Origin of the sequence: Aeromicrobium sp. NPDC092404, from assembly GCF_040684095.1 — a bacterium.
Taxonomy (GTDB): Bacteria; Actinomycetota; Actinomycetes; order Propionibacteriales; family Nocardioidaceae; genus Aeromicrobium.
This window is the reverse complement of sequence record NZ_JBFBFI010000001.1, coordinates 1,711,742-1,737,218: the sequence shown is the minus strand read 5'-3', so window position 1 is coordinate 1,737,218 and position 25,477 is coordinate 1,711,742. Positions and strand designations below refer to the sequence as shown.

Annotated in this window: 29 protein-coding genes; 14 read left to right on the top strand and 15 right to left on the bottom strand. The window is 69.5% G+C overall.

From position 1 onward, the window contains the following. Window positions 1-7: 7 nt before the first annotated feature. Together AB0N22_RS08810 and folP are read right to left on the bottom strand one after the other, a co-directional pair. On the bottom strand, window positions 8-814 hold the full coding sequence (locus AB0N22_RS08810; protein WP_364638286.1) for an ion transporter: 807 nt from the start codon (window positions 812-814) through the stop codon (window positions 8-10). Between the two features lie 74 nt (window positions 815-888). Then, the gene (gene folP / locus AB0N22_RS08805) at window positions 889-1,773 is read right to left on the bottom strand and encodes a dihydropteroate synthase (protein WP_364638283.1); all 885 of its coding nucleotides are present in this window, start codon (window positions 1,771-1,773) and stop codon (window positions 889-891) included. Between the two features lie 4 nt (window positions 1,774-1,777). On the opposite strand from folP, the gene AB0N22_RS08800 reads away from it, so the two are divergent. Both AB0N22_RS08800 and AB0N22_RS08795 read left to right on the top strand, forming a co-directional pair. Further along, a complete protein-coding gene (locus tag AB0N22_RS08800) occupies window positions 1,778-2,344 on the top strand; it encodes a DNA-3-methyladenine glycosylase I (RefSeq protein ID WP_364638280.1) in 567 nt (188 codons plus the stop codon). 58 nt (window positions 2,345-2,402) lie between these two features. Further along, window positions 2,403-2,996 (top strand): hypothetical protein, encoded by a 594-nt coding sequence (locus AB0N22_RS08795; protein ID WP_364638277.1) that lies wholly within the window; start codon window positions 2,403-2,405, stop codon window positions 2,994-2,996. An 11-nt stretch (window positions 2,997-3,007) separates the two neighbouring features. Here AB0N22_RS08795 and AB0N22_RS08790 read toward each other — a convergent pair whose 3' ends face one another. Next, window positions 3,008-3,808: an enoyl-CoA hydratase-related protein gene (locus AB0N22_RS08790; protein WP_364638275.1), complete on the bottom strand. Its 801-nt coding sequence runs from the start codon at window positions 3,806-3,808 to the stop codon at window positions 3,008-3,010. Between the two features lie 107 nt (window positions 3,809-3,915). Between AB0N22_RS08790 and AB0N22_RS08785 the strand changes: the two genes are divergently transcribed. Further along, window positions 3,916-4,077, top strand: coding sequence for a DUF3117 domain-containing protein (locus AB0N22_RS08785; RefSeq protein WP_082530405.1), 162 nt, complete (start codon window positions 3,916-3,918; stop codon window positions 4,075-4,077). Beyond that, a complete protein-coding gene (locus AB0N22_RS08780) occupies window positions 4,077-4,439 on the top strand; it encodes a hypothetical protein (protein WP_364638271.1) in 363 nt (120 codons plus the stop codon). The genes AB0N22_RS08785 and AB0N22_RS08780 overlap by 1 nt, the downstream gene beginning before the upstream one ends. Here AB0N22_RS08780 and AB0N22_RS08775 read toward each other — a convergent pair whose 3' ends face one another. Continuing rightward, complete coding sequence (locus AB0N22_RS08775) at window positions 4,440-5,009, bottom strand: O-methyltransferase (protein WP_364638268.1); 570 nt, start codon at window positions 5,007-5,009, stop codon at window positions 4,440-4,442. 209 nt (window positions 5,010-5,218) lie between these two features. Here AB0N22_RS08775 and sigE point away from each other — a divergent pair, with 209 nt between their 5' ends. Then, on the top strand, window positions 5,219-5,785 hold the full coding sequence (gene sigE, locus AB0N22_RS08770; protein ID WP_364638264.1) for an RNA polymerase sigma factor SigE: 567 nt from the start codon (window positions 5,219-5,221) through the stop codon (window positions 5,783-5,785). Continuing rightward, complete coding sequence (locus AB0N22_RS08765) at window positions 5,785-6,627, top strand: hypothetical protein (RefSeq protein WP_364638261.1); 843 nt, start codon at window positions 5,785-5,787, stop codon at window positions 6,625-6,627. The genes sigE and AB0N22_RS08765 overlap by 1 nt, the downstream gene beginning before the upstream one ends. On the opposite strand, the gene AB0N22_RS08760 is transcribed toward AB0N22_RS08765, so the two are convergent. Genes AB0N22_RS08760 through AB0N22_RS08750 form a run of 3 tightly spaced genes read right to left on the bottom strand, consistent with a single transcriptional unit; the run spans window position 6,624 to window position 9,085 of the window. Continuing rightward, window positions 6,624-6,941 carry a sec-independent translocase gene (locus tag AB0N22_RS08760; protein ID WP_364638258.1) on the bottom strand — a complete coding sequence of 106 codons (318 nt, stop codon included), beginning with the start codon at window positions 6,939-6,941 and terminating at the stop codon, window positions 6,624-6,626. The two genes, AB0N22_RS08765 and AB0N22_RS08760, sit on opposite strands and share 4 nt — an antisense overlap. An 8-nt stretch (window positions 6,942-6,949) precedes the next feature. Then, window positions 6,950-8,089: an Mrp/NBP35 family ATP-binding protein gene (locus tag AB0N22_RS08755; RefSeq protein WP_364638255.1), complete on the bottom strand. Its 1,140-nt coding sequence runs from the start codon at window positions 8,087-8,089 to the stop codon at window positions 6,950-6,952. A 60-nt stretch (window positions 8,090-8,149) separates the two neighbouring features. Then, on the bottom strand, window positions 8,150-9,085 hold the full coding sequence (locus AB0N22_RS08750) for a TIGR01777 family oxidoreductase (protein ID WP_364638252.1): 936 nt from the start codon (window positions 9,083-9,085) through the stop codon (window positions 8,150-8,152). A gap of 91 nt (window positions 9,086-9,176) precedes the next feature. On the opposite strand from AB0N22_RS08750, the gene AB0N22_RS08745 reads away from it, so the two are divergent. Then, on the top strand, window positions 9,177-10,859 hold the full coding sequence (locus tag AB0N22_RS08745) for an ATP-binding cassette domain-containing protein (protein ID WP_364638249.1): 1,683 nt from the start codon (window positions 9,177-9,179) through the stop codon (window positions 10,857-10,859). A gap of 70 nt (window positions 10,860-10,929) precedes the next feature. On the opposite strand, the gene AB0N22_RS08740 is transcribed toward AB0N22_RS08745, so the two are convergent. Continuing rightward, the gene (locus AB0N22_RS08740; RefSeq protein ID WP_364638246.1) at window positions 10,930-11,421 is read right to left on the bottom strand and encodes a DUF1003 domain-containing protein; all 492 of its coding nucleotides are present in this window, start codon (window positions 11,419-11,421) and stop codon (window positions 10,930-10,932) included. Beyond that, window positions 11,414-12,691, bottom strand: coding sequence for a CBS domain-containing protein (locus tag AB0N22_RS08735; protein WP_364638243.1), 1,278 nt, complete (start codon window positions 12,689-12,691; stop codon window positions 11,414-11,416). The genes AB0N22_RS08740 and AB0N22_RS08735 overlap by 8 nt, the downstream gene beginning before the upstream one ends. Before the next feature lie 139 nt (window positions 12,692-12,830). On the opposite strand from AB0N22_RS08735, the gene AB0N22_RS08730 reads away from it, so the two are divergent. Further along, window positions 12,831-14,348 (top strand): OFA family MFS transporter, encoded by a 1,518-nt coding sequence (locus AB0N22_RS08730; protein WP_364638241.1) that lies wholly within the window; start codon window positions 12,831-12,833, stop codon window positions 14,346-14,348. A gap of 4 nt (window positions 14,349-14,352) precedes the next feature. Here AB0N22_RS08730 and AB0N22_RS08725 read toward each other — a convergent pair whose 3' ends face one another. The 4 genes from AB0N22_RS08725 to AB0N22_RS08710 are packed head-to-tail and all read right to left on the bottom strand — an operon-like array spanning window position 14,353 to window position 18,688. After that, complete coding sequence (locus AB0N22_RS08725; protein WP_364638239.1) at window positions 14,353-14,772, bottom strand: DUF1810 domain-containing protein; 420 nt, start codon at window positions 14,770-14,772, stop codon at window positions 14,353-14,355. Continuing rightward, window positions 14,769-17,135: an FdhF/YdeP family oxidoreductase gene (locus tag AB0N22_RS08720; protein WP_364638236.1), complete on the bottom strand. Its 2,367-nt coding sequence runs from the start codon at window positions 17,133-17,135 to the stop codon at window positions 14,769-14,771. Before AB0N22_RS08720 ends, AB0N22_RS08725 begins: the two co-directional genes overlap by 4 nt. A 54-nt stretch (window positions 17,136-17,189) precedes the next feature. Then, window positions 17,190-17,627, bottom strand: a complete 438-nt coding sequence (locus AB0N22_RS08715) for a hypothetical protein (RefSeq protein WP_364638233.1) — start codon at window positions 17,625-17,627, stop codon at window positions 17,190-17,192. A gap of 5 nt (window positions 17,628-17,632) precedes the next feature. Then, window positions 17,633-18,688, bottom strand: coding sequence for an alpha/beta hydrolase (locus tag AB0N22_RS08710; protein WP_364638230.1), 1,056 nt, complete (start codon window positions 18,686-18,688; stop codon window positions 17,633-17,635). 148 nt (window positions 18,689-18,836) lie between these two features. Here AB0N22_RS08710 and AB0N22_RS08705 point away from each other — a divergent pair, with 148 nt between their 5' ends. Then, window positions 18,837-20,201: a wax ester/triacylglycerol synthase family O-acyltransferase gene (locus tag AB0N22_RS08705; RefSeq protein ID WP_364638227.1), complete on the top strand. Its 1,365-nt coding sequence runs from the start codon at window positions 18,837-18,839 to the stop codon at window positions 20,199-20,201. A 61-nt stretch (window positions 20,202-20,262) separates the two neighbouring features. Here AB0N22_RS08705 and AB0N22_RS08700 read toward each other — a convergent pair whose 3' ends face one another. Both AB0N22_RS08700 and AB0N22_RS08695 read right to left on the bottom strand, forming a co-directional pair. Beyond that, window positions 20,263-20,736, bottom strand: a complete 474-nt coding sequence (locus AB0N22_RS08700) for a nuclear transport factor 2 family protein (protein ID WP_364638224.1) — start codon at window positions 20,734-20,736, stop codon at window positions 20,263-20,265. A gap of 58 nt (window positions 20,737-20,794) precedes the next feature. Continuing rightward, window positions 20,795-20,980, bottom strand: coding sequence for a hypothetical protein (locus AB0N22_RS08695; protein ID WP_364638221.1), 186 nt, complete (start codon window positions 20,978-20,980; stop codon window positions 20,795-20,797). Window positions 20,981-21,037: 57 nt separating this feature from the next. Here AB0N22_RS08695 and AB0N22_RS08690 point away from each other — a divergent pair, with 57 nt between their 5' ends. The 5 genes from AB0N22_RS08690 (at window position 21,038) to AB0N22_RS08670 (ending at window position 25,361) form a co-directional block, all read left to right on the top strand. Then, complete coding sequence (locus AB0N22_RS08690) at window positions 21,038-21,910, top strand: DMT family transporter (RefSeq protein ID WP_364638219.1); 873 nt, start codon at window positions 21,038-21,040, stop codon at window positions 21,908-21,910. Between the two features lie 129 nt (window positions 21,911-22,039). Beyond that, a complete protein-coding gene (locus AB0N22_RS08685) occupies window positions 22,040-23,230 on the top strand; it encodes an acyl-CoA dehydrogenase family protein (RefSeq protein ID WP_364638216.1) in 1,191 nt (396 codons plus the stop codon). Between the two features lie 14 nt (window positions 23,231-23,244). Next, window positions 23,245-23,724, top strand: coding sequence for a general stress protein (locus AB0N22_RS08680; protein ID WP_364638213.1), 480 nt, complete (start codon window positions 23,245-23,247; stop codon window positions 23,722-23,724). A gap of 7 nt (window positions 23,725-23,731) precedes the next feature. Continuing rightward, entirely contained in the window at window positions 23,732-24,766 is a 1,035-nt protein-coding gene (locus AB0N22_RS08675) for a MaoC family dehydratase (protein ID WP_364638210.1), read from the top strand. Next, entirely contained in the window at window positions 24,753-25,361 is a 609-nt protein-coding gene (locus AB0N22_RS08670) for a histidine phosphatase family protein (RefSeq protein WP_364638207.1), read from the top strand. Before AB0N22_RS08675 ends, AB0N22_RS08670 begins: the two co-directional genes overlap by 14 nt. Window positions 25,362-25,477 lie beyond the last annotated feature (116 nt).

Genomic DNA, 25,477 nt, shown 5'->3' with positions numbered 1-25,477 from the left:
CGGAGCCTCAGGCCGAGCGGTTCGCCAGCTCGGCGCGCAAGGCAGCGACCTCGTCCTTCAGCTCGGCGAGTGCGCCGAGGATCTCGGTGTCACCCTCCTCGATCTCGTCGACGATCTCACGGGTGTCGTCGTCGGACTGCCGCTCCAGGGCCTCCACGGCGACCGCGATGAACAGGTTGAGCACGATGTAGGTCGAGGCGAGGATGTAAAGGATGAAAAACCCCCACGCCCAGGGGTGCTCGTCGGTGACGGGTCGCACGACGGCGGCCCAGTCGTCGCCGGTCATGACCTGGAACAGCGACAGCAACGAGGTCGGCAGGTCACCGAAGTGGTCGGGATCGGTCGTGCCGAAGACCTGGGTCGCCATGACGCCGGAGACGTAGACGAGCATCACGAGCAGGGCGCCGATCGACGCCATGCCGGGGATCGTGGCCACGAGCGCGGCGACGACGCGGCGCATCGAACGCACGGCGGACAGCAGGCGCAGGACCCGCAGCACGCGCAGCACGCGCAGGATGCCGAACCCCGCCGACGTCGGGATCAGCGCGATGACGACGACGAACAGGTCGAACAGGCTCCAGCCGTCGCGGAAGAAGCTGCGACCGTATGCGTAGATCCGCAGCCCCAGCTCGACGACGAAGATGCCCACAGTCAGCCAGCCCAGCGCCGTCAGCCAGCCGTTCGACTCCGCCATCAGCCGGGGCGAGGTCTCGAGACCGAGGATGGCCGCGTTGACGAGGATCACCCCGATGATGAACCACTGGAACGGGGTCGAGTCGACGAAGGCGCGTACGCGAAGCCGGCTGTCAGGCATGGGCGGCCTTCCTGTGAGCGGGATCGCCATCGTAGCGACGCGGTGTCTGGCTCGTGCGAGATCGTCGAGGACGGTCAGGCGAGGCCGCGGCGGGCGACGGCGGGGGGCCGGTCGCCCCTGACCGACGCGACGACGTCGAGCACCTGCCGGGTCTCGGCGACGTTGTGGGCACGGAACACGCGGGCACCCTGCCACGCCGACACGGCGGTCGCGGCGAGGGTGCCGGCCAGCCGGTGGTCCTTGTCGACGTCGAGCGTCTCGCCGATGAAGTCCTTGTTGGACAGCGCGACCAGCACGGGCCACCCCGTCGCGACCAGCTCGTCGAGCCGGCGGGTGAGCTCGAGGCTGTGCCGGGTGTTCTTGCCGAAGTCGTGGGTCGGGTCGATCAGGATGCCGTCGCGTCGCACCCCGGCGGACACGGCACGCTCGGCCAAGGAGGTGACGGTCTCGATGACGTCGGCGACCACGTCGTCGTACGCGGAGCGGTGCGGGTCGGTGCGTGGCCCGATGCCGCCGGTGTGGCTGCACACCAGTCCGGCGCCGTGCTGGGCCGCCACCGCCGTGAGCTCGGGGTCGTGGCCCGACCACGTGTCGTTGACCAGGTCGGCACCGAGCCGGCACAGCTCGTCGGCGACCTCGCTGCGCCACGTGTCGACGCTGATCACGAGATCGGGGAACCGCGACCGGGCCTCGGCCACGAAGTCGGCGGTGCGCCTCAGCTCCTCCTCGACGTCGACATCGGGGCCGTAACCGGCCCGCACGCCACCGACGTCCACCAGGTCGGCCCCGTCGCGCACGGCGTCGCCGAGCCTCACCAGGGCCGGCTCGAGATCGAACGTCGACCCGCTGTCGTAGAACGAGTCGGGCGTGCGGTTGATGATCGCCATCAGCACCAGGTCCGTGGGCCCGAACGTGCGGGTGCCCAGGCGCAGAGTGTCCGGGGCAGGTGGCAGAGTCACACTCGTGAGCGTATCGACCGGTGCCGAGGTCGTGGTGCGTTGCCCCTGGGGCGACGACCCGGCCATGATCGCCTATCACGACACCGAGTGGGGCCGTGAGCTGCGCGGCGACCGCGAGCTGTTCGAGCGCATGTCGCTCGAGGCGTTCCAGTCCGGGCTCTCGTGGGCGATCATCCTGCGCAAGCGCGACAACTTCCGCGAGGCGTTCGCCGGCTTCGACCCCGAGGCGGTCGCGGCCTTCGGTGACGCCGACGTGGCCCGGCTGCTCGACGACGCCGGCATCGTGCGCAACCGGCTCAAGATCGAGGCGACCATCAGCAACGCCCGCACCCTGGTCGGACTCGACGAGTCGTTCACCGACCTGCTCTGGTCGTTCGCCCCGCCGCCCGGTCCGGCCCCGACCTCGTTCGCCGACGTCCCGGCGACCACCGCCGAGTCGATCGCGATGGCCAAGACCCTCAAGCGCAAGGGTTTCCGCTTCGTCGGGCCGACGACGGCCTACGCGTTGATGCAGGCGACCGGCATGGTCAACGACCACCTCGCGGACTGCGTCGCCCGGACCAAGCGATAGTCACGGTCCGCAGGCGTGGCTACCGGGAATCGCCCGCCCCGGCGCCTACCATCCGGACATGGCCTCTTCGCGGAAATCTCCCCGTTCCCGCAGGGCAGTCGGTGCTGTCGTCCTGCTGCTCTCGGCTGTCCTCGTCGCTGCGGCAGGCATCCTGATCTCCACGGTGCCAGTGCTCATCGCCGCGACGACGTACGCCGTCGCCACCGGCGTCGTCGCTGCACGGTTGCTGTCCGACGAGCTCGCGGACCGGCGACGCGAGTGGTCGTTCGAGCGCGCCACCATCGTCGACGACAACCGTCGTGCGTCGGTCGCGCGATCGCGTGAGCACATCGTGTTCGCCGAGCAGATGGGGTCGCGGATCAGGCTGCGGGACGCCCAGCTGGCTGAGCTCCGCGACTCGCTCGTGACCGCTGAGATCGACCTCGCCCGGTCTCGCGAACGGGTGTCGGAGGAGAAGGCACGCAGCGCTGCGCTCCAGTCAGATGCCGAGTCGGCGCGGTCCGACCTCGAGTCGGCCCAGCTCGACCTGGCGCGCGCGATGGACGCCCTCGCGGAGAGCGAGAGCGCCGAGCTCGACGCCCGCACCCAGTTGCTCGCCTGGGAGGAGGCCGCCTCCGAGGAGGCGCGCCGCCAGCACGACCGCTCGGCCTGAGCGGTCAAGGCTCAACGGCCGGTGAAGACCGGCTTCTCCTTGGCGAGGAACGCCTGCACCGCGGCCGCGTGATCGGTCGATGCGCCGGTCAGTGCCATCTTCTGGCCCTCGTGCTCGAGCGACGCCGGCAGGTCGTGGGTGGCTGAGAAGGCCAGCGACCGCTTGATGGCACCGAGTGCCAGGGTCGGGCCGTCGGCGAGGGAGCGGGCCAGAGCGGCGACCTCCGCGTCGAACTTCTCGTCGTCGACGACCGTGGTGGCCAGCCCGAGGTCGTACGCCTCGTCGGCCGGGATCGTCCTGGGCTGCATCAGCAGCTGGGTGGCCCGGCCGTGGCCCACCAGGCGGGGGAGGGTCCACGACGAGCCGGTGTCGCACGACAACGCGATGCCGGCGAAGGCGAGGTTGAAACCGGCCGAGCGTCGTACGACGCGGAAGTCTGCCGCGAACGCCAGCGACGCGCCGGCCCCGGCGGCGACGCCGTTGACCGCAGCGATGACCGGCTTGGGCATCGTCGCGATCGCGGTCACGGCCGGGTTGTAGTGCTCGGCGACCGTCGTGCCCAACGACGCGCTCCCGGCCTGCAGGTCGGACACATGCTCCTTGAGGTCCTGACCGACGCAGAAGGCCCGTCCGGTGCCCACCAGGACCACGCAGCGCACGGCGCTGTCGGCCGCCGCGGCGTGCAGCGAGTCGCGCAGCGCGACCTTCGTCGCCAGCGTCAGACTGTTCATCCCGTCGGGCCGGTTGAAGGTCACGGTGCCGACGCCGTCGACCACTTCGTACGTGACAGGTGGTGCGCTCTGGTCGGTCATGGATGCCTCCTGGTGGTACTGCGGTCGAACGTCCGCTGGCCATAGGCGATAATAGGAGGCACGCTTCCCGCCGTCGCGGCGGGAGCTCCAGATCGAGAGGGGAATCGATGGCCGCCATGAAGCCACGGACCGGAGACGGCCCGATGGAGGTCACCAAGGAGGGACGCTGCATCGTCATGCGCGTCCCGCTCGAGGGCGGCGGACGTCTCGTTGTCGAGCTCAACAATGAGGAAGCCGCCACGTTGGGCGACCAGCTCAAAGCGGTCTGATGTACGGGCTGACCGTTCGCTGGTCACTGGCCGACGCACCCAAGGGCACGCTCAAGGCGCTCCGCAGCTACGTCGAGGACGAGTCCTTCGCGAGGTTCGCGGGTCTTGACGGTCTGCGGTTCAAGACCTGGCGCGCCCGCAAGGGCGAGTGGTTCGAGGGCAGCTACGTCTTCGTGTCCGACGAGGCCCGGGCCGCGTTCCAGCACGACTTCGAGAAGAAGGCGGCCGACTCGGCCGGCTCGAAGATCATCGGCAGCCCGCCGGTCACGATCGAGCCCTACGAGGTCGTCGCCGTCGTACGAGGTCCAGCGGGGTTCCGCTCGTCGGCGTCGTTCGAGCACGACAAGCGCGACGACGACTAGTCAGCCGACGAGCTGTGCGGCCAGCAGGCCGTCGCCGAGCGGCAGCAGCACGCTGCGCAGTCGCTCGTCGTTCTTGACGCGCTGGACGACGTCGCGGATCGCGGAGGTCTCGGGATCGCGCTGGGCCGGGTCGGCGACCCGGTCGTGCCACAGGGCGTTGTCGAACACGATGACCCCGCCGGGGCGCACGAGCCGCATGGCCTGGTCGAGGTACTCGCCGTACTCGACCTTGTCGCCGTCGAGGAACACGACGTCGTAGCCGGCGTCCGTGAGCCGGGGCATGACGTCGAGCCCTGCACCGGCGATCAGTCGGAAGCGCTGGGGCGCGAAGCCGGCCTCCGTGAACGTCTCACGGGCCAGCCGCTGGTGCTCGGCCTCGAGGTCGACGGACGTCAGGACGCCGTCGGGCTGCATCCCGCGCAGCAGCCACAGGCCGGACACGCCGGTACCGGTGCCGATCTCGGCCACTGACCTGGCCTGCACGACGGAGGCCAGGAAGGACAGTGCGGCACCGCCGCCCGGGCCGACCGGGATGACCCCGACCTCGTCGGACCGGCGCCGCGCAGCCACGAGATGGTCGTCCTCGCTCAGGTAGTCCTCGGCGTACGCCAGGCTGGCTGCGGTGGTGATGGTCGGCTCCTCGGTCGTGGTGGTCAGGGCCAGACTATCCGCGCCGAAGCCTCAGGCGGCGGAGGCTCAACCGGGCGAGGTGCCAGGAATCTGGGGAACAGTCAGCAGATTCCATGCGTTCTCTCAGGTACGAGGTGAACGATCAACTCATGAAGGCAGACGACGTGACCACGGCAACGCTCAACTGGGACGACATCGTCGCGGAGCACTCCGCGCGGGTCTACCGACTCGCGTACCGCCTGACGGGCAACCGCCAGGACGCCGAGGACCTGACGCAGGACGTCTTCATCCGTGTCTTCCGCTCGCTCGACAGCTACGAGCCGGGCAACTTCCCGGGCTGGCTGCACCGCATCACCACGAACCTGTTCCTCGATCGCGTGCGCCGCAAGTCGCGCCTCCGCATGGACGGTTTCTACGAGGGTGCCGAGGAGAAGCTCCTGAGCTCCGAGGTCCTGCCGGAGTCGGCCGTGCACGACGCCAACTTCGACCCCGACATCGAGATCGCGCTCTCGTCGCTGTCCGACGAGTTCCGCGTCGCCGTCGTGCTGTGCGACATCGAGGGCCTGTCCTACGAGGAGATCTCCGACGTCCTGGGCATCAAGCTCGGCACCGTCCGCTCCCGCATCCACCGCGGGCGCACCCAGCTGCGCGAGGCGCTCGCCCACCGTGCGCCCAGTGAGGGCCGGACTCGATTCGTGGGACCGGTCGGGGTTTGATGGCTCATCTGGGTGCCGATGTCGCGGCGTTCGTGGACGGACAGCTGTCCGAGCCCGCGACGCGCGAGGCGCTGACGCATCTCCAGACCTGCGACGCCTGCGCCAAGGCGGTTCGCCAGCAGCGGCTCCTGAAGTCCCGCATGTCGACCGTCACGGCACCCGAACCACCCCCTGAGCTCATGGCCTCGTTGGCCAAGCTGGCCGCGGCGCCGCCCGCTCCTGAGGGCTGGTGGGTCCGCGTACGACGATCGGTGCCGTTCCGTGCCGGCGTCGTCCTCGTCAGCGCCTCGGTCGCCGTGGTCATGACCGCGTACGCCGTGGGCGGTGGCCAACCCCAGGTCGGCGACGAGGTCGCGCCGCCGTTCAACCGCTACGCCGCGGACTTCCACGGGGCGACGGCCGTGCCGGCCGGTCACGTCATCGCGGAGTCGACGATGGACGAGCTCGACGGCTCCGGCTGGCCCTGCCTCTCGACCCTGGCCGGCGACCTGCACCGCGTCTCCGGCGCGTTCAGCGACGACGGGGCGGTCGTTGCGCTGAGCTATTCCAACGGTGCTGCGAAGCTCAATCTCTTCGAGCAGAACGGATCGCTCGACCGCGACAGCGTGAAGGACTTCGAGCCGACCGAGCTGGGCGGGTCCGACGTCTGGGTGCGTGACGGTGTGCCGATGCTCGTGACGTGGGACGACGACGGGGTCGTCTACACGATCGTGACCGATGCCGACCGCCGGCGGGTCGAGCAGGCGGTGTCACAGCTGCCGCGCGCTACGCGCCGCGAGACTCCGCCCGAGCGGGTGCGCGACGGGCTGGACCGCATGACGACCTGGTTCGACGCGGCCTAGGTCGACTCGGGGTCGTACGGCGGCGTCTCGCCGGGCCGCAGGATGCGCTGCTCGCGGGTCGCCGAGGGCGTCGTGTCGTCGTCGAGGAGGCTCTTGCGGACGATCTCGCGGGGATCGAGGTCGCGGAGGTTGAGGTCCGAGAGGTCGTGCCCCATCTCGCGGCCGAGGTCGTTCTTGGCGTTGTCGGCCATCTGCCGGAGCGTGCGGACGAAGCCACCGGCCTGCTTGGCGATGTCCGGCAGCTTGTCGGGTCCGAACACGAGCAGTGCCACGACGAGGATGACCCCGATCTCGGGCACGCCCATGCCGAACATGTGCGGGCCTAGAGCCGTCCGGCCGGGGCCAGCCCCAGCTGCATGCCCGCGAGGCCACGAGAACGCCCGCTGAGCTGGTCGGCAGCGCCTTGCAGGACCTTGGCGGCCTCGGAGTCCGGATCGGTCTCGACGATCGGGTCGCCGGCGTCACCGCCCTCCCGGAGGCTCTGGTCGAGCGGGACCTGGCCGAGCATCGGCACGTCGTAGCCGAACCGTGAGCTCAGCGTCTCCGCGACCTTGGCGGCACCGCCGGACCCGAAGATCTCCATGCGCTCGCCGCCGGGGACCTGCAGGTAGGACATGTTCTCGATGACGCCCACGACGCGCTGGTGCATCATCGACGCCATCGTGCCGGCCCGCTCCGCCACGTCAGCGGCGGCGGGCTGCGGCGTGGTGACCACGACGACCTCGGCGTTGGGCAGGTGCTGGCCGAGGCTGATCGCCACGTCACCGGTGCCGGGCGGGAGGTCGAGCAGCAGGGCGTCGAGGTCGCCCCAGTAGACGTCGCTGAGCATCTGGACGAGCGCCCGGTCGAGCATGGGTCCGCGCCACGCGACGACCTGGTCCTTGCGGGGCTTGAGCATGCCGATGCTGATGACTTTCATGCCCTTGACCGGGACCGGCATGATCATGTCCTCGACCTGGGTCGGCCGCAGGTCGCCGACGCCGAGCATGTCGGGGATCGAGTGTCCGTAGATGTCGGCGTCGATGATGCCGACCTTGAGGCCACGCTTGGCCATCGCGAGGGCGAGGTTGACGGTGACCGTCGACTTGCCGACTCCGCCCTTGCCGGAGGCGATCGCGAAGACCTTGGTCAACGACCCGGCCTGGGCGAACGGGATCTCCTTCTCGGTTCGCCCGCCGCGGAGCAGCTCCTGCATGCTCTTGCGCTGCTCGTCGGTCATGACGCCCATGTCGACGACGACCGCGTGGGCCGGGGCCACCTCGCCGACGGCGGCGGTGATGTCGCGGTTGAGGGTGTCCTTGAGAGGGCAGCCGGAGACCGTCAGCAGCAGGCGTACGGTGATCTGCGCCTCGTCGATCGTGATGCCGTCGACCATCCCGAGCTCGGTGATGGGTCGCTTGATCTCGGGGTCGTTGACCTTGCCGAGGGCTGCGCGGACTTGCTCTTCGGTGACCACTGCCATGCCTCCATCGTACGGGGGCGCACCTGCGGAGACCGCTGAGTGTGACCTAAGCGGCCGCCGTCACCCCAGGGCGACCGGCAGCAGGCCGCGCGGCGTGCGACCGGCGACCTGGTCGAGGGCCGACGACAGGGTGGGATGGGCGAAGGTGAATCCCGCCTCGCGCAGCACGCGGGAGTCGATCCAGCGGCTCTTGAGCACGAGCTCGGGCTCGGTGCGGATGACGCGTGCGCCGGCCTCCAGCGCCCAGGTGGGGAGCGGCAGCCCTCGGGAGCGACCGAGTGTCGTCCGCACCTGCCGCATCATCTCGGCGTTGGACACGACCTCGGGAGCAGCCAGGTTGACCGGACCGGAGATGTCGCGGTGCTCGTGTGCGTACGTGATGGCCGCGGCGACGTCGTCGACGTGGACCCAGCTGAGCTTCTGGCCGCCGTCGCCCATGGGTCCGCCGAAGCCGAGGCGCGCGAGGTTGATGAAGGGGTTGAGCGCGCCTCCGCCTGCGCCGAGGACGATCGACATCCGCAGGGCGATGCGGCGCACCGGCGTCGGGGCGGTGAACAGCTCCTGCTCCCAGGCGCGGGCGACACCCACGGAGAACCCCACGCCGAGCTCGCCGGTGACCTCGTCCATCGGGCGGTCCCGCGCATCACGATAGATCGTCCCGGTGCTCGCGTTGACCCAGAGCTCCGGGGGCTGAGGCGTCGCTGCGAGCGCACGTCCCAGGGCTGCGGTGGTCTCGGTCCGCGACACGAAGATCGAGTCGGCGTTCCGCTTGGTGTAGCGGCAGCTGACCGATCGGCCCGCGAGGTTGACCAACAGGTCGGCTCCGTCCAGGACCTCCACAAGGCTTGTCGGCGTGTCCCAGGTGGCGTCGTTCGAGGCGGAGCGGCCGATCATGCGGATCTCGGCGCCGTCGGCTGACAACGCGCGAACCAGGTGCTGCCCGATGTAGCCGGACGCACCGGAGATGACGACGGTCTGCAGGCCTGCGGAGGTCATGACTCGATGATAGACCAAGAATTGAACGTGTTCAATAATGCGTGAGGCTCGTGGTTTCCCTTGGCCTGCGGCCGACTGCGAGGATGGCGGGGTGGGACACCTCGACCTGAACACCATCAGCTTCACGCTCTCCGACGGCCGGCCTCTGCTCGACGAGGTCAGCCTGCGGGTCGGCGAGGGCATGAAGGTCGCCCTGATCGGGCCGAACGGCAGCGGCAAGACCACCCTGACGCGCATCGCGACCGGCGATCTCGACCCGCACGAGGGTGCCGTGACGATCTCCGGCGGACTCGGCGTCATGCGGCAGTTCATCGGATCGGTGCGCGACGAGACGACCGTGCGCGACCTGTTGGTCTCGGTCGCCCCGCCGGCGGTGCGCAAGGCCGCCGCCGAGGTCGACCGGACCGAGCTCCTGATGATGGAGCGCGACGACGAGCGCGACCAGATGGCATACGCCCAGGCGTTGGTGGACTGGGGCGATGCGGGCGGGTACGAGCACGAGGCGATGTGGGACATGTGCACCGTCTCGGCCCTCGGGGTGCCGTTCCAGAAGGCGCAGTGGCGCCAGGTCACGACGCTGTCCGGTGGTGAGCAGAAGCGGCTCGTGCTGGAGGCACTCCTCCGGGGACCGGAGCAGGTGCTGCTGCTCGACGAGCCCGACAACTATCTCGACGTGCCGGCGAAGCGCTGGCTCGAGGAGCAGCTCGTCGAGTCGCCCAAGACCGTGCTGTTCGTGAGCCACGACCGCGAGCTGATCGAGCGGGTCGCCCAGCGCATCGCGACCCTCGAGCCCGGCGCCGCGGGCAGCTCCCTGTGGGTGCACCCGGGGCGGTTCTCGACGTACCTGCAGGCGCGCATCGACCGCAACGCCAAGCTCGAGGAACGCCGGCTCCGGTGGGACGAGGAGCGGGCCAAGCTCAAGGCGCTGGTCCTGATGTACCGCCAGAAGGCGGCCTACAACTCCGACATGGCGGCGCGCTACCAGGCCGCCCAGACGCGGCTCGAGCGGTTCGAGCGGGAAGGGCCGCCCGAAGCCGTGCCGATCGCGCAGAACCTGCGGATGCGGCTCGACGGCGGGCGGACGGCGAAGCGGGCCGTCGTGGCCCAGCAGGTCGAGCTCACCGGGCTCATGAAGCCGTTCGACCTCGAGATCTGGTTCGGCGAGCGGGTCGCGGTGCTCGGCAGCAACGGCTCGGGCAAGTCACACTTCCTGCGCCTGCTGGCCGGTGGCGGCTCGCGCCCGGACGTCGAGCACGAGCCGGTCGGCGACGTCATCCCGCCACCCGTCGACCACACCGGCATGGCCAAGCTGGGCTCGCGCGTGCGCCCGGGGTGGTTCGCGCAGACCCACGAGCATCCGTCGCTGCTCGGTCGTACGTTGCTGGAGATCCTGCACCACGGCGACGGGCACCGCAGAGGCATGGGTCACGAGGGGGCGGCCAAGGCACTCGACCGCTACGGCCTGGCCAAGGCCGGGGACCAGCCGTTCGAGCAGCTGTCGGGCGGGCAGCAGGCCCGCTTCCAGATCCTGCTGCTCGAGCTGTCCAACGCCACGCTGCTGCTGCTCGACGAGCCGACCGACAACCTCGACCTGCACTCGGCCGAGGCGCTGGAGCAGGCCCTGTCGACGTTCGAGGGGACCGTCGTGGCGGTCACCCACGACCGGTGGTTCGCCCGTGGCTTCGACCGGTTCCTGGTGTTCGGAGCCGATGGCCGGGTCTACGAGTCGGACGAGCCGGTGTGGGACGAGTCCCGGGTGCAGCGTTCCCGCTGACCCCCACGTTTTGTGACGAACCTCGTCACGTATCGGCTTCGGGTGCCGAGTTCCCTCACAAAACTTGGGGTCAGGTGTCGTCGGCGTCGCGCTCGTCGAGGTCGGCCATCAGGCCGCGGAGCTCGCCGCGGATGAAGTCTCGCGTGGCGACCTCGCCGAGGCCGAGGCGCAGGCTCGCGACCTCGCGGGCGAGGAACTCCATGTCGGCGTTGGCCTGGGCCGTGGCATCGCGGTCCTGCTCCTGCGTGACCCGGTCGCGAGCCTCCTGACGGTTCTGGGCCAGCAGGATGAGCGGAGCGGCGTACGACGCCTGCAGCGACAGGATCAGCGTGAGGAAGATGAACGGGTAGTCGTCCCAACGATTCCGATCGGGTCCGTAGGGCATGTTCCAACCGACCCAGACCGCGACGAACACCGTCATCCAGGCGATGAACCTCGCCGTGCCGAGGAACCGGGCGGTCGACTCGGCAAACCTTCCGAACCGCTCGGGATCGGCGTCGCGGCGCGGACGGAAGCTCCGGCGCACCGACCGGGGCTGGTCGAGGCGGGCGCGATCAGCCATGCGTGACCACCTCCGAGGACGCCGCGGGCTCGGGCTCGGTGTCCTGCTCGCGCCAGCCCTCGGGCAGCAGGTGGTCGAGCACGTCGTCGATGGTCACCGCCCCGAGCAGGTGGGAGTTCTCGTCGACGACCGGCAGCGCGACCATGTTGTAGGCCGCGAGCAGGTTGGCGACGTGCTCGAGGGACGCCTCGGGACGCGGCCAGTCGATGTCGTTGTCGACGATCGCGCTGACCATCGTCGACGGTGGCTCACGCAGCAGTGCCTGGAAGTGGACGATGCCGAGGAACTTGCCCGTCGGCGTCTCCAGCGGCGGACGGCAGACGTAGACCATCGACGCCAGCGCCGGGATCAGGTCGGGGTTGCGGACGCGTGCCAGGGCGTCGGCGATCGTCGCGTCCGGCGGCAGCACGACCGGCTCGGTCGTCATCATGCCGCCGGCGGTGCGCTCCTCGTAGGTCAGGAGCCGGCGCACGTCCTCGGCGTCGTCGGGCTCCATGAGGGCGAGCAGCGCCTCGGCGGTGGCGGGCGGCAGCTCGCCCAGCAGGTCGGCGGCGTCGTCGGGATCCATCTCGGTCAGCACGTCGGAGGCCCGCTCGGGGTCCAGCACCCCGAGGATCTCGACCTGGTCCTTCTCGGGCAGCTCCTCGAGGACGTCGGCGAGCCGCTCGTCGTCGAGCTCGGTCACGACCTCCATGCGGCGCTTGGGCGCCAGGTCGCGCAGGGCGTTGGCGAGGTCGGCTGCCCGCATCTCGTCCATCGTGGCGAGCAGGTGGGTCGCGCCCTGGCCCGCTTCCTCGGTCGTGAGGCCCTTGACCTCGTCCCACTCCAGCACCTGGTGGGGGCCACGCCGACCGAAGCGCTTGCCACCGCCCTGCACCGCGACGGCGCTGACGTACCAGTCACGACGAGGGTCCTGCTCCATCGCGAGGTCGTAGACCGTGCCGGCGGTGCCGTCAGGCATCGTGACGCTGCGGTCGAACAGCTCGTGGATCGCGAGCGTCTCCGTGCGGCGCTGCACGAACTTGCGGACGTTGAGGACGCCGGTGGTGATGATCTGGCCCGAGTCGAGCGAGGTGACGCGCGTGATCGGCAGGAAGACGCGGCGGCGACCGAGCACCTCGACGACGAGGCCCAGCACGCGCGGGCGGTGGCGGTCGGAGCGTACGGCGACCACGACGTCGCGCAGCTTGCCGACCTGGTCGCCCGCGGGGTCGAAGACCGCCTGACCCACGATGCGGGACAGGAAGATGCGTCCGGGCGTTGCGCTCACGCTCGAACTCTACCGGTGCGACGAGCCCGGACCTGCGCATGTGCGGCCCGCGGAGCGGGCCCGCTCGCGGCGTCCGGAGTGCGGGATCGCACCCCCCGGCCTAGCGTGAGGTCCAGTGACGATCGTCTTTGGGGGCCCCATGTCGCTAGATCTGCTCGACCGCCGGCACACCATCGCCAAGCCGGGATTCAACCGGTGGCTGATTCCACCGGCCGCACTCGCGGTCCACCTCTGCATCGGCCAGGCGTACGCCACGAGCGTCTACAAGGCATCGCTCGTCAAGAACTTCGATGCGAGCCTGACGCAGATCGGGATCATCTTCTCGATCGCGATCGTCATGCTCGGCCTCTCGGCTGCGGTCTTCGGCACCTGGGTGGACACGGGTGGTCCTCGCCGCGCGATGTTCACGGCTGCGCTGTTCTGGTCCGGCGGCTTCCTCATCGGCTCGCTCGGCATCGCGACCGATCAGCTGTGGCTGGTCTATCTGGGCTACGGGTTCATCGGTGGCATCGGCCTCGGCATCGGCTACATCTCACCGGTGTCGACCCTCATCAAGTGGTTCCCGGACCGTCCCGGTCTGGCGACCGGCATGGCGATCATGGGCTTCGGCGGCGGCGCCATGATCGCCAGCCCGCTGTCCGCCAAGCTTCTGGGCATCTACGACGACTCGTTCGACACCGCGACCGGAGTCGCATCGGGCTCGGCGGTCGCCAAGCTGTTCGTCACCCTCGGCCTCGTCTACCTCGTGCTGATGCTGTTCGGAGCCTGGTTGATCCGCGTCCCCGCCGAGGGGTGGAAGCCTCAGGGATTCGACCCGTCGACGATCAAGTCCAAGGCGTTGGTGACGACCGAGAACGTGTCCGCGGCCAACGCCATCAAGACGCCGCAGTTCTGGCTGCTGTGGACCGTCCTGTTCTGCAACGTCACGGCCGGCATCGGCATCCTCGAGCAGGCGGCGCCGATGATCCAGGACTTCTTCCGCGAGGGTGAGAAGTCGACCGTCAGTGCGGCCTCGGCCGCCGGCTTCGTCGGGCTGCTCTCGTTGTTCAACCTCTCGGGACGGTTCGCATGGTCGTCGACGTCCGACCTCGTGGGGCGCAAGAACATCTACGTCGGCTACCTGGGCGTCGGGATGGTTCTCTACGCGTTCCTGGCCTTCCAGGGGTCGAGCTCGACGATCCTGTTCGCGCTGGTCGCCGGGGTGATCATCAGCTTCTACGGCGGTGGGTTCGCCACCGTGCCGGCGTACCTGCGCGACCTGTTCGGGACGTTCCAGGTCGGTGCGATCCATGGTCGTCTGTTGACGGCGTGGGCCGCTGCCGGCGTCGCCGGCCCGCTCATCATCAACGGCTTCCTGGACGCGCAGGGTGAGCCGGGGCAGCTCAACGCCGGCGACTACCGGGCGGCGCTGCTGACCATGGTCTGCATCCTGGCGGTCGGCTTCGTGGCGAACCTGCTGATCCGCCCGGTCGCCTCGAAGTTCCACGAGGAGAAGAAGGACGCGACCGAGACGCCCGCGCAGGAGGCAGCCTCGGCCGAGCACGACGTCGCAGTCGACAAGGCCGGTCCGCTGCTCGTCATCGCCTGGATCATCGTCGCGGTCCCGCTCGCCTACGGGATCTACGAGACCGTCGTCAAGGCGGCCGACCTGTTCTGACCGTTCAGATCAGCTCGAGGGTCGCCGGGTCGGGCTGCCCGTCGAAGTGCCGGTCGATCAGCTGGTCGATCAGGGGCGAGCTGGTCACCTGCGCGAACAGTGTCAGCGACGAGTGCAGCTTCTGCGCGTCGACCTGCCCCAGCACGTCGCCCATCGGCACGTCGCCGAGGCCGAGCAGCGCCGCGCAGCACTCGTCGTACCGAGGCCCGAGGAGCGCGTGCGTCGCATAGGCCCGAGCCTCGTCGACCCCGGCCACGGCGTACCGGACGGCCGTCTCGCTGCGGCCGAGGCCGGCGAGCTGCGGGAAGACGAACCACATCCAGTGGCTCGTCTTGCGGCCGGCTCTCAGCTCGGCGAGTGCCCGCTCGTACGTGCCGCCGGTCTGGGCGTCGACGAACCTCCGGAGGTCGTACGGCTCGCTCACGACAGGTGCTTGGGCTGGCGGTCCGTCTTGTGCCCGTCATCGGCGCCGACGTCGTCCTGCTCGACCCCGTCCTCGGCGTTGGCCTCGTCCTCGCTCGGGTGCGGCTCGAGGCGGACCATGACCGACTTGGACGTCGGCTGGTTGCTGCCGGTGGCGGTCGAGTCGAGCGGCACCAGGGGGTTGGTCTCGGGGTAGTAGGCCGCCGCCGAGCCCCGCGGGGTGTCGTAGGGGACGATGCGGAAGCGCTTGGCGACCCGATGCACCTCGTCGTCCTCCCAGTGCGCGACCAGGTCGACCAGGTCGCCCTCGGCGAAGCCCAGGGCAGTGATGTCGTCCGGGTGCACGAAGACGACGCGTCGGCCGTCCTCGATGCCGCGGTAGCGGTCGCTGAGGCCGTAGATCACGGTGTTGAACTGGTCGTGGCTGCGCAGCGTCTGCAGCACGAGATGGCCCTCGGGCACGTGCAGGAGCTCGACCGGGGAGGGCACGAACTCGGCCTTGCCACTCTTGGTCTCGAACGTACGGGTGTCGCGGGGCGGGTGCGGGAGCACGAAGCCGCCCGGGCGGTCGACGTTGTGCGAGTACGCCTCGCAGCCCGGGACGACCCGAGAGATGTGCTCGCGGATGATGTCGTGGTCGATCGCCATGGCCGACCAGTCGATGCCGTGTCGGTGCCCGATCGTCGCCTCCGCGAGCCCGGTGATGATGGCGATCTCGTGGCGGACGTGCGGGCTGGCCGGCGGCAGGACGCCGCGCGAGGCGTGCACCGCCGACATCGAGTCCTCGACGGTGACGTACTGCTCGCCGGCCGGGGTGACGACCTTCTCGGTGCGCCCCATGGTCGGCAGGATCAACGCGGTGTCGCCGCACTCGAGGTGCGAGCGGTTGAGCTTGGTCGACACCTGCACCGTCATGTCGGCGCTGCTCAGGGCCTTGGCGGTGACCTCGGTGTCCGGAGCGGCGACGACGAAGTTGCCGCCGAGTCCCATGAAGAACGACGCCTTGCCGTCGCGGAAGGCCCGGATCGCGTCGACCGTGTCGAGCCCGTGCTCGCGTGGCGGGTCGAAGCCGAACTCATCCTGCAGGGCATCGAGGAAGTGCTCGGGCACGCGCTCCCAGATGCCCATGGTCCGGTCGCCCTGCACGTTGGAGTGCCCGCGCACGGGACAGAGCCCGGCTCCCCGCTTGCCGATGTCGCCGCGGGCGAGGGCGAGGTTGGCGATCTCGCGGATCGTGGCGACGGCGTTGCGGTGCTGGGTCAGGCCCATCGCCCAGCAGTAGATCGTGGCGCCGGAGCCGCGGATCATCTCGGCCGCCGTCGTGATCTGCGAGCGGGTCAGTCCGGTCGCGGACTCGACGAGCTGCCAGTCGACCTCGCGCACGTGCTGGGCCCACTCCTCGAACCCCTGCGTGTGCTTGTCGAGGAAGTCGTGGTCGAGCGCGTCCCACTCCACGAGCAAGGAGCCGATCGCCTGGAACAGGGCGAGGTCGCCGTTGAGCTTGATCGGCAGGTGCAGGTCGGCGATGTCGGTGCCGCGGCCGACGACCCCACGCGGCTTCTGCGGGTTGCGGAAGTTGACCAGCCCGGCCTCGCGCAAGGGGTTGATCGCGATGATCTTCGCGCCGCGACGCTTGGCGATCTCGAGCGCGGACAGCATGCGGGGGTGGTTGGTGCCCGGGTTCTGGCCGGCGATCACGATGCACTCGGCGTCGTAGATGTCGCGGAGGCTGACGCTGCCCTTGCCGATGCCGATCGACTCCGTCAGGGCGGTGCCGCTGGACTCGTGGCACATGTTGGAGCAGTCGGGCATGTTGTTGGTGCCGTAGGCCCGGATGAACAGCTGGTAGAGGAACGCCGCCTCGTTGGACGCGCGGCCGGACGTGTAGAACACCGCCTGGTCGGGGGAGTCGAGGCCGTTGAGGTGGTCCGCCGCGAGACGCAGCGCCTCCTCCCAGCCGATGGGCTCGTAGTGCGTGCCGCCCGGCCGCTTGACCATCGGATGGGTGATGCGGCCCTGCTCGTTCAGCCAGTAGTCGTCGTGGGCCCTGAGGTCGGCGATGCTGTGGCGGGCGAAGAAGGCCGGGTCCGCCCGGGTCTTGGTCGCCTCGTCGGCGACGGCCTTGGCGCCGTTCTCGCAGAACTCCGCCGTGTGCCGGTTCTCCGGGTCCGGGTCGGGCCAGGCGCAGCTCATGCAGTCGAAGCCATCGGCCTGGTTGAGCTTGAGCAGCGTCCTGGCGGTCGTGCGTACGCCCATGTTGGCCAGCGAGCGCTGCAGCGACACCCGTACGCCGGTCACGCCGGCCGCGGCGCGCTTGGGGTCGTGCACCTCGAGCTCGTCCTCGTTGATGGCGTTGTCCGACATGGCTGCCCCTTCTCCGTCAGGTCTTTGCGTATGGCCTACCCGCAAGTCGCGGGCTCAACGCGTCAGATGGGGCGCCGTGTGCGCGATCCTCGTGCTGATCTGGTCGGGCAGCGCCACCTCGTCGGTCGGCACGAGCCGCACCACGACCGACTCGCGCGCCCAGCGGTCGATCGCCCCGTCGCTGTCGCTGAGGTTGAGGCGGCCGGCCTTGAGCGCCGTCGTGACCGGGTCCCAGTGCTCGGACCCCGGCACCACGACCTCGACCCGGGCGGGCGCCTCGGCGACGAGGGCCCGCGTTGACTTGCTGCGCAGGCTCAGCAGCACGGTCTCGTGCCGCTCGATGTCGGGCAGCGGCTGCTCCGTGCCGCCGGCCACGACGCACACGGCGTCACCCACCCACTCGTGCCACACGGGGTGTACGCGACGGCCGTACGAGACCCAGAGCAGCCCGGACTTCTTGGCGAGCTCGGCGACGAGGTCGGTGCGGTTCACACCGTTCAGCGTACGGCGGCGCGGCTGCGGCGCGATGCGCTTGCGGGAGCCGGGGCGGTGACCGGGGCCGTCGTGTCGACCTCGCGAGCGGCGAGGTGGCGCACGAACGTGCCGATCTCCTCGATCGCGGTGCGCGCCTCGGGGACCCAGGCGGCGGCGGCCTGGAAGACGTGGACCTGGCGGTCCCAGACCTGCAGGTCGCACGGCACGCCCGCGGACACCAGGCGGTTGGCCATCAGCTCGGCGTCGGCCATGAGGACCTCACGGGAGCCGATCTGCACCAGCGCCGGCGGCATGTCGGCCAGGGGCATGTCGACGGGGCACACCCGGCTGCCGGAGATGCCGCGACGGCTGTCCATCCGGCCCGACACCTCGTGCAGCTTGGCGAAGGCCCCGATAGGGAACGTCTGGCAGCGGTCGGCGTTGCGGTGACCCTGCTTGTTGGTCGGGTCGAAGTCGAGCAGCGGTGACAGGGCGACGACTCCGGCCGGCTGGCCCCAGTCGTTGTCCATCACGGCGCGGGCGACGCTGAACGCGAGGTAGCCACCGGCCGAGTCGCCGGCGATCGTGATGTCACGTGCGGCGTAGCCCTGGTCGAGCAGCCAGCGGAACGCGTTGACCCCGTCGGCCACCGACTCGGTGATGGGCTCGTAGGGCATCTGGCGATAGCCCACGTTGAGGACGGGCTGCGCCGAGGCGTACGAGATGCGCGACACGAGCCTGCGGTGGGTGTTGAGGCCGCAGGTCAGGAACGCACCGCCGTGGAAGTAGAGGATCGCGCCGGTGTTGCCGCCGTGCAGGTCGGACACGCCCTTGGCCTGCAACCACTCGGCCCCGCAGTCGTTGAGGTCGACGTGGCGCCAGCGGGTGCCTTCGTGGACCGGCAGGAGTCGCGCCGCGGTCTCGATGACGTTGGGCGGGAACACGTCGAACGGGAGCCGGGTCCAGGCGTCGATGATGGGCCGGACGGTGTGCCGGAGGCCGAAGCCCAGGAGCTTGGACTGCAGGCTGGCTCCGCGGAAGAAGCGAGGTTCGGCTGCCAGTGCCAGGTGCGGTGCCATCGGGTTCCCTCCAGAATGGGTGCAACACTCGTTTACCCCGCGAACGCGCATGTCACTCATGGTTCACGAGCTTGTCACCTACAGTGACTTGCGCCACACGTCCCGTCAGCGTACTGCGAGTACGGTGCCATTGCCCGGAGGATTGCCGATGTCGTTCATGCCGCCCACGGATTCGATGTTCTTGCTGGCGGAGAACCGGGATCATCCGATGCACGTCGGGGGCCTGCAGCTCTTCGTCCCGCCGGAGGATGCCGGGCCGGAGTTCGTGCGCGAGATGCTCGAGGCGTTCCGGCAGACCGACAACATCTCGCCGCTGTTCCGCAAGCGTCCGGGCGAGCCCGTCGGCACGCGCTGGAAGTCCGACGAGACGATCGACTACGACCACCACGTGCGCCACTCGGCCGTCCCGAGCCCGGGTCGGATCCGCGAGCTCCTGCAGCTCACCTCGCGCTGGCACGGCTCCCTGCTCGACCGGCACCGGCCCCTGTGGGAGGTCCACGTCGTCGAAGGGCTCAAGGACGGCCGCATCGCGGTCTACACCAAGGTGCACCACGCGATGGTCGACGGCGTCTCGGCCCTGCGCCTGATGCAGCGCTCGCTCAGCGAGGATCCTGACGCCATGGACTGCCTGCCGCCGTGGGCGTTGCCGCCCCGACCGTCGTCGGGCGCCAAGAAGACCTTCGACCCGATGGCCCTCGTGCGTACGGGTGCCGGGGCCGCCGGCGACATCGCCGGGCTCCTGCCGGCCGGGCTCAAGATCGCCAACCAGATCATCCGTGAGGGTGACGTGACGCTGCCGCGGGCACCCAACACGGTGCTCAACGGCACGATCACGGGCGCGCGACGCTTCGCTGCCCAGTCGTGGGAGATCGAGCGCATTCAGCGGGTCGCAAAGTCGTCTGCGACGACGCTCAACGACGTCGTCCTGGCGATGGTGTCCGGTGCGCTGCGGGACTACCTGCTCGAGCAGCATGCGCTGCCCGACGAGCCTATGACGGCGATGGTGCCGGTCTCGCTGTCGCTGCGTGCCGAGTCGGCGGGCAAGGACACCGGCACCGGCAACGCCACCGGGGCGATCATCGTCAACCTCGCCACCGACCGCGACCAGGGCGCGACCCGGCTCGAGGAGATCGCGTACTCCTCGCGCCAGGCCAAGAAGATCCTCGGCGAGCTCACGCCGACCCAGATCCTCGCGTTCTCGGCCCTGCAGATGCTGCCGCTGGCGCTGACCCCGATCCCGGGCTTCGTGAAGTACACCAACCCGCCGTTCAACGTCGTCGTGTCGAACGTCCCGGGGCCCAAGAAGGAGCTGTACTTCAACGGCTCCCGCCTCGACGGCATGTATCCGGTGTCGATCGTGACGGACGGCCTCGCGCTCAACATCACGCTGACGAGCCGCGCCGGCTACCTCGACTTCGGCCTCATCGGCTGCCGCCGCTCCGTCCCGCATCTGCAGCGACTGCTCACCCACCTCGAGACAGCACTGGCCGAGCTCGAGAAAGCCTGGGGCTGAACCCCGCTGGGCGTGACGATCTGCAGGCTCGTACGGGCGTGTCGCCTGCACATCGTCACACTCAGCGTTGAGGCGCCCAGCGGTTGGCGATCAGCTGGTGGCTGGGGGTGTCGTCGAGGGATTCCATGGCCTCGTAGATCCGTTCGTACGACGTCTCGGCGATGCGCCATCCGTCGGCCTCGCGCCGATAGTGGTCACGGTAGTAGCCGGCGCCGCGGATGAGGATCTTGAAATCCGTCGCGATCACTGTGTCCTCGAACCCCCACGACGCCTCGGCGGTGTCACCGTCCACGTCGATCTCGGGGTGGTGGGCGACGTGCATCGTCACGATGCCGTTCGAGAGCTTGTCGCTCATGAACCCGACGATCGCGTCGCGGCCCTGCAGCGCGTCCATCTCGCCGTACACCTTGGTGCCGTAGCGCCCGACGGCGTCGGCCGTGAACGTGTCGCCGAACTCGTCCCACAGCTTGAGGTCGAGGGTGCGGAAGTAGCGGTACTTGAGCCGCCGGATCTCTTCGAGCGCATGCAGGTCCATGCCGGAAGCATCCCAGCGCGAGTTCCCGGAGACAAGAACCTGTTCTAGTTCGCTGCGTCTACAGGACCAGCACGAGCACGCCGGCGATCAACGCGATGTCGCCCGCAACCATGAGCGGTATGCCGTTGCCGGGCGCCACCTCTCCGGGAGCGAGCACGCGGCGGCGCGACGAGACGAGGCGGAGGACACCGAGCACCGAGACGACGGCGCCGACGGCGATCAGGCAGATGGCGAGCACAGTCATGGCGACATCGTGGCACGGCGGCGGCCGGGCTGAGCGGCATACCGGCAGACTGTGCGGGTGAATGCCTTCCTCGCCGTCGTCGCGATCCTCGGTGTCTCGGCATCGGGTCCGCTGATGGCCGGGGCGAGCGCGCCGGCGCTCGCGATCGGGTTCTGGCGCAACGCGCTCGGGGCCTTCGCCGTCGCCCCGTTCGCCGCTCGGACGATCCGTCGCGAGCTGGCCACGCTCGGCCGGTCCGGCTGGTACGCGACGGTGTTCGCCGGCCTGATGCTCGCGCTGCACTTCGCCACGTGGGTCTCGGCGCTCAAGATGACTTCGGTCGCTGCCGCGACGGCGATGGTCAGCATGCAGGTGGTCTTCGTCGTCGTCATCGACCGGCTGCGGGGCGATCGCACCCCGGCAGCGGTGGTCGGAGGCATCTCGATCGCCGTGGTGGGCGTGCTGGTCATCACCGGCGTCGACTTCTCGCTGTCGGCGGAGGCGGTCGCCGGCGACCTGCTCGCGCTCGCCGGCGGTCTGACCGCTGCGCTCTACCTGATGGCCGGGAGCCGCGTGCGCGAGAGCGTCTCGACGACGTCGTACACCGTCGCCTGCTACGGGATCTGTGCCGTGGCGCTGGCGGTGGCCTGCCTGGTCGGCCAGGTGGAGCTGATGGGGTTCTCCGGGCGCACGTGGCTCGCGATCATCGGCGTGACGATCTGCGCGCAGCTGTTGGGCCACTCGGTCCTCAACCACCTGCTGGCGGTCATGAGCCCCGGGCTGATCTCGCTCCTGCTCCTGTTCGAGGTGCCCGGCGCCGCGATCCTCGCCGGCATCTTCCTCGACCAGACGCCACCGATCGGGGTGTACGTCGGTCTGGCGCTGATCCTCGCCGGACTCGTCGTCGTGGTGCTGAGCCGGCCGCCGCCCGAGGCCGTGCTGGCGGACTGAGCCGCGGCCAGCCCCGGGCGGCGCAGGTTAACGACAGGTAACGAAGGTCACCATCCGCACCGGACGACATTCCGATTACCCGTCGGTACAGTCAGCAGGTCACCGCCGGAAACCTGTGAGGAGCCCGAGATGGGTCGTCTTGTCCGCACCGAAGGTCTGACCGAGATCCAGGAAGAGATCCTGAAGACGGTCCGTCAGTTCGTCGAGAAGGAGATCATCCCGGTCGCGACGGAGCTGGAGCACAAGGACGAGTACCCGACCGACATCGTCGAGGGCCTCAAGGAGCTGGGCATCTTCGGGATCATGATCCCCGAGGAGTACGGCGGCCTGGGCGAGTCCCTGCTGACGTACGCGCTGGTGGTCGAGGAGATCGCCCGCGGCTGGATGAGCGTCTCCGGCGTCATCAACACGCACTTCATCCTGGCCTACATGTTGAACCGGCACGGCACGGACGAGCAGAAGCAGAAGTACCTGCCCAGGATGGCCACCGGCGAGGTCCGTGGGGCGTTCTCGATGTCCGAGCCCGCGCTCGGCTCCGACGTGGCGGCGATCAAGACCAAGGCGACCAAGAACGACGACGGCTACGAGATCACCGGCCAGAAGATGTGGCTGACCAACGGCGGCTCGTCCAACCTCGTCGCGGTGCTGTGCAAGACCGACGAGGGCGAGGAGTCGGTCTACAAGAACATGACGACGTTCCTGATCGAGAAGGAGCCCGGCTTCGGCGAGACCGCCCAGGGCGTCACGATCCCGGGCAAGATCGAGAAGATGGGCTACAAGGGCATCGACACGACCGAGATGATCCTGGAGAAGCATCAGATCTCGGCCGACCAGGTCCTCGGCGGCAAGCCCGGCCAGGGCTTCTACCAGATGATGGACGGCGTCGAGGTCGGTCGCGTCAACGTCGGCGCCCGCGCCGTCGGCATCGCCAACCGGGCGTTCGAGCTCGGCATCGCGTACGCCCAGCAGCGCGAGACGTTCGGCAAGCCCATCGCCCAGCACCAGGCGATCCTGTTCCGCCTGGCCGAGATGGCCACGAAGGTCGAGGCGGCGCACGCGATGGTCGTCCGCGCGGCTCGCACCAAGGACTCCGGCGAGCGCAACGACGTCGAGGCCGGCATGGCCAAGATGCTGGCCTCGGAGTACTGCAACGAGGTCGTGCAGGACTCGTTCCGGATCCACGGCGGCTACGGCTACTCCAAGGAGTACGAGATCGAGCGGCTCTACCGAGAGGCGGCATTCATGCTCATCGGCGAGGGCACCTCGGACATCCAGAAGATGATCATCGGCCGTAGCCTGCTCAAGGACTACAAGCTCTGAGTAGGCTCCAAGACATGGCAGAGATCTTCTCGCTCGAGTACCCGCAGTCGCTGGGTGTCTTCGACAAGTACGCCGACGCCCAGAAGGCCGTCGACCACCTCTCGGACCACGAGTTCCCGGTCCAGAACGTGCTGATCGTCGGCACCGAGCTCAAGCAGGTCGAGCGGGTCACCGGCCGGCTCACGTGGGGTCGGGTCCTGATGGCCGGAGCCGGCTCCGGCGTGGGATTCGGGCTGTTCGTCGGGCTGCTGCTCGCCCTGTTCAGCGACGGCAGCTCGTTCGCTGCCGCCGTGCTGGGCGGTCTGCTGCTCGGCCTCGTCTTCGGAGTGACGTCGGCGGCCCTCGGCTATGCCGCGACCCGCGGCAACCGGGACTTCAGCTCGGTGCAGAAGGTCGTGGCGACGAAGTACGAGGTGCTCGTCGAGCACAAGTTCCTCGCCCAGGGCCAGGAGCTGCTGACCAAGATGCCCGGCCGCGACCCGTTCGCCGTCTGAGGCCGCCGTGACCAAGACCAATCCCGGCAACTTCTTCGAGGACTTCCGCGTCGGGCAGATCATCCGCCACGCCACGCCTCGCACCGTCACCGAGGGCGACCGAGCAGCGTACGGATCGCTCTACCCGACCCGGTTCGCGGTGCCGTCGTCCGCGGAGTTCGCGGCCTCCGTCGGGCTCGCCCCAGCCCCGGTCGAGGACCTCGTCGCGTTCCACATCGCGTTCGGCAAGACCGTTCCCGACGTGTCGCTCAACGCCGTCGCCAACCTGGGCTACGCCGAGTGCCGTTTCCATCGCCCGGTCGTGCCAGGCGACACGATCGCGACGCAGTCCGAGGTCATCGGGCTCAAGCAGAACTCCAACGGCCGGACCGGCGTCGTCTACGTACGCTCGACGGCCACCAACCAGCGCGACGAGGTCGTCCTCGACTGGGCGCGCTGGGTCATGGTCCACAAGCGCGATCCCGAAGCCCCGGCGCCCGAGACCGTCGTGCCCGAGCTCGCCGCGGCGGTGGAGGCCGAGGACCTCGTCATCCCGGAGGGCCTCGACTTCACGACGTACGACTTCGAGGCGGCAGGGGAGCCGCACCGCTTCGACGACTACGAGGTCGGCGAGAAGATCGACCACGTGGACGGGGTCACGCTCACCGATCCCGAGCACATGCTCGCCACCCGGCTGTGGCAGAACACCGCCAAGGTGCACTTCAACACCGAGGCGCGCCCCGACGGCAGCCGGCTCGTCTACGGCGGGCACGTCATCTCGCTCGCGCGGGCGTTGTCGTTCAACGGCCTGGCCAACGCGCAGCTGATCGCCGCGATCAACGCCGGTGCCCACGTCGCGCCCGCGCTCGCCGGCGACACGGTCTACGCGTGGTCCGAGGTCCTCGACAAGGCCGAGACCTCGGCGCCGGGGGTCGGCGCCCTGCGCCTGCGCCTCGTGGCGACCAAGGGCCGCGACGAGTCGATGACCCTGCGCGGGGACGACGCGAAGTACGCAGCCGGTGTGCTGCTCGACCTGGACATCTGGGCCCTTGTCCCACGATGACGAGGCCGAGGACCAGCTCTGGCTGGTGCGCCACGGCGAGACGGAGTGGAGCCGCAGCGGCCAGCACACGTCGACGACCGACCTGCCACTGACGGAGAAGGGCGAGGCCGCAGCTCGTACGCTCGTGGGTCCGCTGTCGGGCATCGACTTCGCGCACGTGCTGTCGAGCCCGCGCCGCCGCGCGGTGCACACCGCCGAGCTCGCCGGCTTCGCGGACCCCGAGCTCGACGAGGACCTCGCGGAGTGGGCCTATGGCGACTACGAGGGCCTGACGACGCCGGAGATCCGCAAGACCGTGCCGGGCTGGAGTGTCTGGACCCATCCGTCGCCCGGCGGCGAGACGGCAGAGCAGGTCACGGAGCGGCTCGACCGCGTCGTGGCCCGCGCCCGTGCAGCAGACGGCAAGACCTTGGTGTTCGCGCACGGGCACTCGCTCCGCGCCCTCGCGGCCCGCTGGCTGGGGCTCGACGTCTCGGAGGGCCGGCTGTTCGTGCTCGACACCTCGACGATCTCGGTGCTGGGCATCGACCGCGGCACCCAGGTCGTCCGCCAGTGGAACTGCCCCAGTCCCGACGCCGGAGCCCCGCTCGCGTGACGGGAGGTGGCCGAGTCCTCGGTCGGCTGAGCGTCGCGGTCGTCGCGGCCGTCCTTCTGACCGCGTGCCCGGGTCCGGAGCGATCCTCCAATGGGTCGGGTGCACCTGAGCCCAAG